Below are 9,061 nucleotides of genomic sequence, written 5' to 3' on the forward strand. Positions count from 1 at the left end.
TGCTGGCCGGGGCCGCCGTGGCGGCGGGGGCGGGGATCGCGCCCCTGGCGATCGGCCTGATGGTCCTGGCCATGGCGGTCGAGAACTCGGTCTTCCTGCGCGACGGCGAGGTCGGGGTCAGCCTGACCTATATGACTGGAACCCTGATCAAGACCGGCCACGCCCTGGCTGCGGCCGTGCGCGGCGGCGATCCCTGGGCGTTCCGGCCCTATATGGCGCTTTGGTCGGGGCTGGCCGGAGGCGCGCTGATGGGCGCGGTCGTCTATGGCCGCCTGGGGCTGATCGCCCTGTGGCCGGCGGCCGCCATCGCCATGGCCCTGGCGCTGGGCGTACGGTTCAACCGCGCGGCGTGAACTTCCGGATCACGCCCGAGAAGGTCATCAGCAGCCGCTCGCCGGTGGTGATCTGGCCGCGCACGAAGATCAGGCTCTTGCCCGCCTTGGTCACCTGGCCGGTCGCCTCGATTAGTTCGCCCACATAGGCGCCGTCGATGAAGGTGGAGTCGAGTTGCACTGTCACGCCCGAGGCGCCCTCCATCTCCTGATAGGCGATCTGGAACATGGCGATGTCGGCGAAGGTCATCAGACAGCCGCCGTGCATCCGGCCGCCGGCGTTCATGTGCTTCTGTTCGGCGCGGAACGCGCAGCGCATGTGCCCGTCGGGATCGGGCTTGCCGTAGAAGGGCCCCACCACCACGTCGAAGGTGTCGCGCAGGTCATAGGTCTGCCAACCGGCGAACTCGCCCTCGGTGACGGTGATTATCTCGGCCATGTCGGTTTTGCCTTCTTTCCGATCTCGCGGTGCAGCATATAGCGCCTATGAGCGATCCAATCGAAGCGGCCATTTTCGAAAAACTGGCCAAGGCCGACCCCAAGAACGTCGGCGGCAAGAGCATTGAACCGGCCGACGTGGCCAAGGAATTGCAGCCCGAGCAGTGGCAACGCCTGCTGCCCAAGGTGAAAGCGACGGCCCTGGGCCTGATGCGTCAGGGCAAGCTGACCATCACCAAGAAGGGCAAGGCGGTCGATCCCAACAACTTCCGCGGCGTGATCCGCCTGCGCCTGCCGACCGAGGCCGAGACGGCCGCGGCCCTGGCGGCCCTGCCGCCGGTCGAAGCTTCGGATGACGATTTCGACTGAACCGGACAACGGCCTGGACGCGCTCCTGGCCGAGATCCGCGCCTGCCGGGCGTGCCTGGGCCAGTTGCCCCACACGCCGCGCCCGGTGGTCATGGTCGCGCCTGAGACGCGCCTGCTGATCTGCGGCCAGGCGCCGGGGCGGCGGGTGCATGAAAGCGGCCTGCCCTTCACCGACCCGTCCGGCGTTCGCCTGCGCGACTGGATGGGGGTGGACGAGGCGACCTTCTACGGCGACCCGCGCCTCGGCGTGGCGGCGCAGGCCTTCTGCTTCCCCGGCACCGATCCCAAGGGCGGCGACTATCCCCCGCCGCGCCGCTGCGCCGAGCTGTGGCGGCCGCGTCTGCTGGCCGAGCTGCCCAATGTCGAGCTGACCCTGCTGGTCGGCGGCTACGCCCAGGCCTGGGCGTTGGGCGCGGCGGCCAAGGCAAACATGACCGAGACGGTCCGCGCTTGGTGTGACTATGCGCCCGCCATTCTGCCTCTGCCGCATCCGTCCTGGCGCAATACGGCCTGGCTGAAGAAAAACCCGTGGTTTGAGGCGGAGATTCTGCCCTACCTTCGGCAACGGGTGAAGGAGATGCTGGCGTGACACATCGATTTTTCCTTCTCCCCTTGAGGGAGAAGGTGGCTCGCGGAGCGAGACGGATGAGGGGGCTGCCTGCTTCGCCCTCATCATCGGCCGTTCTGCCCGCTGATACAGCCCCCTCATCCGAGCGCCTTCGGCGCCCACCTTCTCCCTCAAGGGGAGAAGGAAGAGGTGTGATCGCCGCCGCGTTCCTCTCTCTCGCTCTAGCCGCCTGCGCCACGCCGCACGTCCAGCCGCCGTTGACGCCGCCCAACGGGTTCAACGGGCCGCACATTGAGACGGGAACCCTGGGACGCGGCGCTTTTGTGGTGCAGGACGGGGCGCGGCTGCCCTATCTGCGCTGGAGCCCGGAAGGTCAGGCGCCGTGGGCCGTCATCGTCGCCCTGCACGGTTTCAACGACCACTACGCCTCCTTCCGCTTCGCCGGGCCGTGGTGGGCGCAGCGAGGCATCGAGACCTGGGCCTATGACCAGCGCGGCTTCGGCCTGGCCCCGAACCGGGGCGAGTTCGCGGCCGAAAGCCTGACTAGCCAGGATCTGCGCACCATCGTCGCCCTCGTTCGCGCCGAGCGGCCGAACGCCCTGATCGTGGTGGCGGGCGAGAGCATGGGCGGCTCCTCGACCATCGCCGCCTTCGGCTCCGACGCGCCGCCGGACGCTGATCGGGTGGTGCTGCTGGCGCCCGGCGTCTGGGGCTGGTCCAGCCAGAGCGCCTTCAATAGCGCGGGCCTGTGGACCGCCGCGCGCATGATGGGCGCCAAGCGGGTCGAGCCGCCGTCCTTCGCCGTGCGCGACATCCGCGCCTCGGACAATACGCTGGAGCTGATCCGCAACGGCCGCGACCCCCTGTCGATCCTGTCGACGCGGTTCGATTCCCTGTACGGCCTGGTCGACTTGATGGAGACGGCGACCCAGCGCCTGGGCCGTGTCGAGAAGCCGACCCTGCTGCTGTACGGCGCCCATGATCAGATCATCACCAAACGCCCCATGCGCCGCGCGCTGGAGCAGGCGGGCGAGCGGTCGAACCTGACGACGGGCTATTACGCCGACGGCTGGCACATCCTGAACCGCGACCTTCAGGCCGAGATCGTCTTCGCCGACGTCGAGGCCTGGCTGCGCGACTCGACTCGGCCCCTGCCGTCCGGCGCGCCGGCGATCCTGCCCGCGTTGCAGGCTGATCCCAAGGCGCGCTGAACGCAAAACCTGCGGAAAGCGGAGGCGTTTTCCGCAGGTTTCCTAGAAGCCTGGGGCGGCTGCATGGTGATGCTTGCCGTTTGGTCAGGCTGCGCGTATGTCCTTCCGCACAAAAAAGTACCCCAGGAAAGGCCTGTCATGGGCAAGACGCTGTTTGATTCTCCTTCTTTCTCGAACCATGAAGGCGTCCACGCCTTCTATGACGAGAAAACCGGCCTGAAGGCGATTGTTGCGGTGCACTCGACCGCGCGCGGTCCGGCCGTCGGCGGCACTCGCATGTGGAACTACGCCACCGCCGCTGAGGCGCTGGAAGACGTGCTGCGCCTGTCCAAGGGCATGAGCTACAAGAACGCCGTCGCGGATCTGGAAATGGGCGGCGGCAAGTCGGTCATCATCGGCGACAGCCGCACCCAGAAGTCGCCTGAGCTGTTCCACGCCTTCGGTCGCTATCTGAACGGCCTGGGCGGTCACTACTACGCGGCCGAAGACGTCGGCACCTCGGTCGAGGACATCGCCGAAGCGCGCAAGGTCACCGAATTCGTCCTGGGCCTGAAGGACGGTCCGGAAGCCTCGGGCGATCCCAGCCCGGTCACCGCCGAGGGCGTGTTCCGCTCGAACCTGGTCGTCGCGCGTCGCCTGTTCAACCAGAACGACATGACCGGCCTGACCGTCGCCCTGCAGGGCGTGGGTCACGTCGGCGCCTATCTGGCCGACATGCTGCACAAGGCCGGCGCCAAGCTGATCATCACCGACGTCAACCAGGCCAACCTGGAAGCCGTCGCCGCCAAGACGGGCGCCGAAATCGTCGCCCCGGACGCCATCTATGACGTCGCCGCCGACATCTACGCCCCGTGCGCCCTGGGCGCGACCCTGAACCCGCAGACGCTGGACCGCCTGAAGGTCAAGGCCGTCTGCGGCGCCGCCAACAACCAGCTGGCCACGGCCGACATCGGCGACGAACTGTTCAAGCGCGGCGTGCTGTATGCGCCGGACTACGTCATCAACGGCGGCGGCATCATCAACGTCGCCTCGGAAATGAACGCCCGTCAGACCGGCGGCGCCTATGACGCCTCGTGGGTCGAAGGCAAGCTGTCGCGCCTGATGGAGACCTTCGAGGAAATCCTCGAGCGTTCGGTCTCCGAGAACAAGCCGACCCACCTGATCGCCGACGCCATCGCTGAGGCCCGCATCCAGGCCGCCGCCGACAAGAAGGCCGCGGCCCTAAAGATCTAAAGTTTGAAGGTCTGATCGACCTTTGACCAGCTAGCCTGCCTCTCTCGAGAGGCGGGCGGGCGCCGGGGGGCGCCTGAGGGGTGCGGGCCATAAGTCCGCGCCCCTTTATCATTTTTGGGCCTGCGCCAGCGGCTCCGCCTCCCATTCTTTAACGCCTCTTAACGCCGCATTTACCATCCAGGCGGCAGTTTCTGCCTAGCGGGTACGGTTCGTCCCGCGTGTGCAGGGGCGATGGCGCGTGGGCGGCTTCACGGAAGCTTTGAAAAGGTTCGGCATCGGACGCCTGGCCGCCATCCTGGGCGTGGCTGCGGGCGTGGCCGCCGTGCTGGTCGCCGTCATGCTGCGCGTGGGCCAGGCGCCGGACGCCTTGCTCTATTCCAATCTCGACCTGCGCGAAGCCTCTGAGATCAGCGCCGCCCTGGACCAGGCGGGCATCAAATATTCCTCCAAGGGCGACGGCTCGACCATTTTCGTCAGCCGCGACGAGGTGGGCACGGCGCGCCTGATGCTGGCGGGCAAGGGGCTCGTGACCTCGGGCAGCGTCGGCTACGAGATCTTCGACAATCAATCGGTGCTGGGCCAGACCGAGTTCCAGCAGAACCTGAACGAGCAGCGCGCCCTGCAGGGCGAGCTGGCGCGCACCATCATGTCGATGCGCGGCATCTCTTCGGCCCGCGTCCACATCACCATGCCGCGTCGTGAGATGTTCCAGGCCGCCGCCATCGACCCGACCGCCGCCGTGGTGGTGGGGCTGTCGGGCCGCGACCTGTCGGCCGATCAGGTGCGCGCCATCCGCAACGTCGTCGCCTCGTCCGTGCCGAACCTGAAGCCGGACAAGGTCACGGTGACGGACCAGGCCAACCGCACCCTGGCGGCAGGGTCCGAGGACACGGGCTTCACCTCGGCCACCGCCGAGGCGTCCAAGGCCTCGACCGAGGCCCAGATGCAGGCCCGCATCAAGGACATCGTCGAGGGCGTCGTCGGCGCCGGCGCGGCGCGCGTGCAGGTGACGGCCGACATCGACCACAGCCGCTCGACCACCCAGGAGCAGAAGTTCGATCCGGACGGCCAGGTCGTCCGCTCGACATCGACCAACGGCAGCCAGTCGCAGGACACGACCGGCCAGCAGGACGGCGGCGTCACCGCCACCAACAACATTCCCGGCGGCGAGGCCCCGAACACCACGCCGATCGGCTCCACCAACTCGGAAAACACCGAGACGACCAACTACGAAATCTCCAACACCACCACCACGACGGTGAAGGAGCCAGGCGAGGTCAAGAAGCTGTCGGTCTCGGTCGCGGTCGACGGCAAATACACCCCTGCCGCCGACGGCAAGGGCGAGCCCGCCTACGCCGCCCGCACGGCCGAGGAAGTGCAGCAGATCAAGGCCCTGGTCGCCGCCGCCGTCGGCATCGACGAGACGCGTGGCGATAAGCTGGAGGTGGTCAACGTCCGCTTCAATCGCGAGCCGTCGGCCGCGCCGGGCGCCGAGGAAGGCTCCTCGATGTTCGCCTTCGACAAGAACGACATTATGCGCGGGGTCGAGCTGCTGATCCTGGCTGTCACGGGCTTCGTGCTGGTCTTCTTCGTCCTGCGTCCGCTGCTGAAAGCGGCGACGGGTTCTGGCGGCGCGCCCGCTCTGGCCGGCGCCGGCGGCATTCCCGTGACCGCCCTGGACACCCAGATCGTCGGCGGAACCCTGCCGGGCGGCGCGCCCATGCTGGCGGGCCCCAGCGACATGGAGCAGCGCATCGACATCGCCCGCATCGAGGGCCAGGTGAAGGCCTCCTCCATCAAGAAGGTCGCCGATTTCGTCGACAGCCATCCAGAGGAATCCACGGCGATCCTGCGCTCGTGGATGCATGAAAGCTGATGGCGGCGCGGCTGGTGTCAAAGGGTGCTGCGGTAGACGACGCCAAGAAGCTGACGGGGCCTGAAAAGGCCGCCGTCGTTCTGCTGTCTCTGGGCGAAGAGCACACCGCCCTGTGGCAGCAGCTCGACGACGAAGAGATCAAGGAGGTCTCTCAGGCCATGGCGGGGCTGGGCACCGTCACCGCCGCCGTGGTCGAAGAGGTGCTGGTCGAGTTCGTCTCCGGCATCGGCGGGTCCGGCTCGCTGATGGGCTCCTATGAGCAGACGCAGCGTCTGCTGGCCTCCTTCATGCCCGGCGATCGGGTCGAGGCCCTGATGGAGGAGATCCGCGGTCCGGCCGGTCGCACCATGTGGGACAAGCTCGGCAATGTGAACGAGGCCGTGCTCGCTAACTATCTGAAGAACGAATATCCGCAGACGGTCGCGGTCGTCTTGTCGAAGATCAAGCCGGACCACGCCTCGCGCGTGCTGACGGCTCTGCCCGAGGACTTCGCCCTGGAATGCGTCCAGCGGATGCTGCGCATGGAGCCGGTGCAGCGCGACATTCTCGACAAGATCGAACAGACCTTGCGCAGCGAGTTCATGTCCAACCTGGCGCGCACGTCCAAGCGCGACAGCCATGAGCTGATGGCCGACATCTTCAACAGCTTCGACCGCCAGACCGAGGCCCGCTTCATCGGCGCGCTGGAGGAACGCAACCGCGACGCGGCCGAGCGTATCCGCGCCCTGATGTTCGTGTTCGAGGATCTGTCGCGCCTCGATCCCGGCGGGGTGCAGACCCTGCTGCGGGCGGTCGAGAAGGACCAGCTGGGGCTGGCGCTGAAGGGCGCTTCGGATCCCCTGCGCGAAATGTTCTTCTCCAACATGTCCGAGCGCGCCTCGAAGATCATGCGCGAGGACATGGATTCCATGGGGCCTGTCCGCCTCAAGGACGTCGACAACGCCCAGATGGCCATGGTCCAGGTGGCCAAGGATCTGGCGGCGCGGGGCGACATCATGCTGGCCGGCCAGGGCGGCGATGACGAGTTGATCTACTGACATGAGCGCGCTTCCCTCCACCGCCGTCCCCTTCGCCTTCGACACCGAGTTCGGGGCTGACGGCGCCGTGCTGCGCGCCTCGACCTGGCAGCCGGCCAAGCGGTCCTTCGCCCCGGCCGAGGTCGAGGCCCTGGTCGCTCAGGCGCGGCTGGAGGCCCGCCAGCAGGCCTTGTCCGAGGTCGAGGCCCTGCGCGCCGGCGCCTTGTCCATCCTGGCCCAGTCGACGGCGCAGGCCGCGACCCTGTTGCGCGGCGTGGCCGAGTCGCACCGTCGCGAATCCGCCGAACTGGCCCTGGCCGCCGCGCGGGTCATCGGTTCAGCCGCCTTCGATCGCTTTCCGCGCCGTCCGCTCGAGGCCGCCATCGAGGCCCTGGGACAGGAGATGGACGCGACGCCGCGCCTTCTGGTTCGCGCCTCGGGGCTGGATGACGAAGGCCGCGCCCAGATCGAGGCCCTGTGCGCCCAGGCGGGGTTCTCGGGACTGGTGGTGTTCCGCGACGAGCCGCACCTGCCCGCCGCCGCCTTCGCCCTGGAATGGGCCGACGGCCGCGCTGAATTCGATCCGGCCGAAGCCGAGGCCCGTGTGGTCGCCGCGCTCAACGCCGCCCTGGCCGCCGAAGCCGGCCACGCCGAGCCGCCCCTCGAAGGCGGCGCTCATGACAGAAGGGGCTTCTGATGGCCACCGACGATCTTTCGCTTGAGGAATTCGGCGAGTCCACCGCCCTGAACCTGGCTGACGAGGGCGGCGAGAAGTCGGCTGTCGATCTGGCGCCCGTCTTCGACGTGCCGGTCAATATCTCGGCCGTGCTGGGCAAGGCCAATATGTCGGTCGCCCAGCTGCTGAAGCTCAACAAGGGCTCGGTGCTGGAGCTGGACCGCAAGGTCGGCGAGGCGATCGACATCTTCGTCAACAACCGCCTGGTGGCGCGCGGCGAGGTCGTCGTCGTCGAGGACCGGCTGGGCGTGACCATGACGGAAATCATCAAGACCGAGGACAAGGGCGCCTGATCGGCCGCCCCGTCACGGACAGGATTTTGAAGGAGTAGGGCGATGCGTCTTCTGGTGGTGGGCCGTTTAAGCGGCCAGCTGGCGACGGCGGTGAAGATGGCCATGGCGCACGGCGCCAAGGTCCAGCACGTCGAGCGCGCCGATCAGGCGACCGAGCAACTGCGCCGGGGGCAGGGCGCGGACCTGCTGATGGTCGACTACCGCATCGACATCGCCGCCCTGATCGCCGCCAACGACGCCGAGCGCATCCATGTGCCGGTCGTCGCCTGCGGCGTCGACGCTGACGCGCGCGAGGCGGCCGACGCCATCCGCGCCGGGGCCAAGGAGTTCATCCCCCTGCCGCCCGAGGCGGACCTGATCGCCGCCGTCCTGTCCGCCGTGGCCGACGACGAACGGCCGATGATCTCGGCCGATCCGGCGATGAAGCATGTCATCCAGCTGGCCGATCAGGTGGCGCGTTCGGAAGCCTCCATCCTGATCACCGGCGAAAGCGGCGTGGGCAAGGAGGTGATGGCGCGCTATCTGCACACGCACTCGCGCCGTGCGGACAAGGCCTTCATCAGCGTCAACTGCGCCGCCATCCCCGACAATCTGCTGGAATCCGAACTATTCGGGCACGAGAAGGGCGCCTTCACCGGCGCCGTGGCGCGCCGCATCGGCAAGTTCGAGGAGGCCGACGGCGGCACCCTGCTGCTGGACGAAATCAGCGAGATGGACGCCCGGCTGCAGGCCAAGCTGCTGCGCGCCATTCAGGAGCGGGTGATCGACCGCGTCGGGGGCACCAAGCCCGTGCCCGTCAATATTCGCATCATCGCCACCTCCAACCGCGACCTGGCCAAGGCGGTGGCCGAGGGGACGTTCCGCGAAGACCTGCTGTATCGACTGAACGTGGTGAACCTGCGCCTGCCGTCCTTGCGCGAACGTCCCGGCGATATCGCGGTGCTGGCCGATCACTTCGTCAAGAAATACGCCGCCGCCAACGGCGTGCC

General features: G+C 67.8%; 11 protein-coding genes. 10 read left to right on the forward strand and 1 reads right to left on the reverse strand.

Going from position 1 to position 9,061, the window contains the following annotated elements; translation table 11 throughout:
* The coding region (locus B2Y21_RS07310; RefSeq protein WP_292058460.1) for a DUF1275 family protein at positions 1-353 on the forward strand (353 nt) is incomplete at its 5' end.
* Here the strand turns inward: B2Y21_RS07310 and B2Y21_RS07315 are convergent.
* Positions 337-771 carry a PaaI family thioesterase gene (locus tag B2Y21_RS07315; protein WP_003163540.1) on the reverse strand — a complete coding sequence of 145 codons (435 nt, stop codon included), beginning with the start codon at positions 769-771 and terminating at the stop codon, positions 337-339. The genes B2Y21_RS07310 and B2Y21_RS07315 overlap by 17 nt on opposite strands.
* A 47-nt stretch (positions 772-818) precedes the next feature.
* Between B2Y21_RS07315 and B2Y21_RS07320 the strand changes: the two genes are divergently transcribed.
* From B2Y21_RS07320 to B2Y21_RS07360, 9 genes are all read left to right on the forward strand, one after another.
* A complete protein-coding gene (locus B2Y21_RS07320) occupies positions 819-1,139 on the forward strand; it encodes a DUF3253 domain-containing protein (RefSeq protein ID WP_046651625.1) in 321 nt (106 codons plus the stop codon).
* The gene (locus tag B2Y21_RS07325; RefSeq protein WP_292058466.1) at positions 1,123-1,728 is read left to right on the forward strand and encodes a uracil-DNA glycosylase family protein; all 606 of its coding nucleotides are present in this window, start codon (positions 1,123-1,125) and stop codon (positions 1,726-1,728) included. The genes B2Y21_RS07320 and B2Y21_RS07325 overlap by 17 nt, the downstream gene beginning before the upstream one ends.
* Positions 1,729-1,898: 170 nt before the next feature.
* Positions 1,899-2,918 carry an alpha/beta fold hydrolase gene (locus B2Y21_RS07330; protein WP_292058469.1) on the forward strand — a complete coding sequence of 340 codons (1,020 nt, stop codon included), beginning with the start codon at positions 1,899-1,901 and terminating at the stop codon, positions 2,916-2,918.
* A gap of 138 nt (positions 2,919-3,056) precedes the next feature.
* Entirely contained in the window at positions 3,057-4,151 is a 1,095-nt protein-coding gene (locus B2Y21_RS07335; protein ID WP_292058472.1) for a Glu/Leu/Phe/Val family dehydrogenase, read from the forward strand.
* A 238-nt stretch (positions 4,152-4,389) separates the two neighbouring features.
* On the forward strand, positions 4,390-6,027 hold the full coding sequence (fliF, locus tag B2Y21_RS07340) for a flagellar basal-body MS-ring/collar protein FliF (RefSeq protein WP_125901489.1): 1,638 nt from the start codon (positions 4,390-4,392) through the stop codon (positions 6,025-6,027).
* On the forward strand, positions 6,027-7,064 hold the full coding sequence (gene fliG / locus B2Y21_RS07345) for a flagellar motor switch protein FliG (RefSeq protein WP_003163534.1): 1,038 nt from the start codon (positions 6,027-6,029) through the stop codon (positions 7,062-7,064). The genes fliF and fliG overlap by 1 nt, the downstream gene beginning before the upstream one ends.
* A 1-nt stretch (position 7,065) precedes the next feature.
* Positions 7,066-7,740 (forward strand): flagellar assembly protein FlbE, encoded by a 675-nt coding sequence (locus B2Y21_RS07350; RefSeq protein ID WP_292058478.1) that lies wholly within the window; start codon positions 7,066-7,068, stop codon positions 7,738-7,740.
* Complete coding sequence (gene fliN, locus B2Y21_RS07355; protein ID WP_003163531.1) at positions 7,740-8,072, forward strand: flagellar motor switch protein FliN; 333 nt, start codon at positions 7,740-7,742, stop codon at positions 8,070-8,072. Before B2Y21_RS07350 ends, fliN begins: the two co-directional genes overlap by 1 nt.
* Positions 8,073-8,114: 42 nt before the next feature.
* On the forward strand, positions 8,115-9,061 hold a 947-nt coding region (locus B2Y21_RS07360; protein ID WP_292058481.1), incomplete at its 3' end, for a sigma-54-dependent transcriptional regulator.

The organism is Brevundimonas sp. UBA5936, from assembly GCA_002430835.1.
Taxonomy (GTDB): domain Bacteria; phylum Pseudomonadota; class Alphaproteobacteria; order Caulobacterales; family Caulobacteraceae; genus Brevundimonas.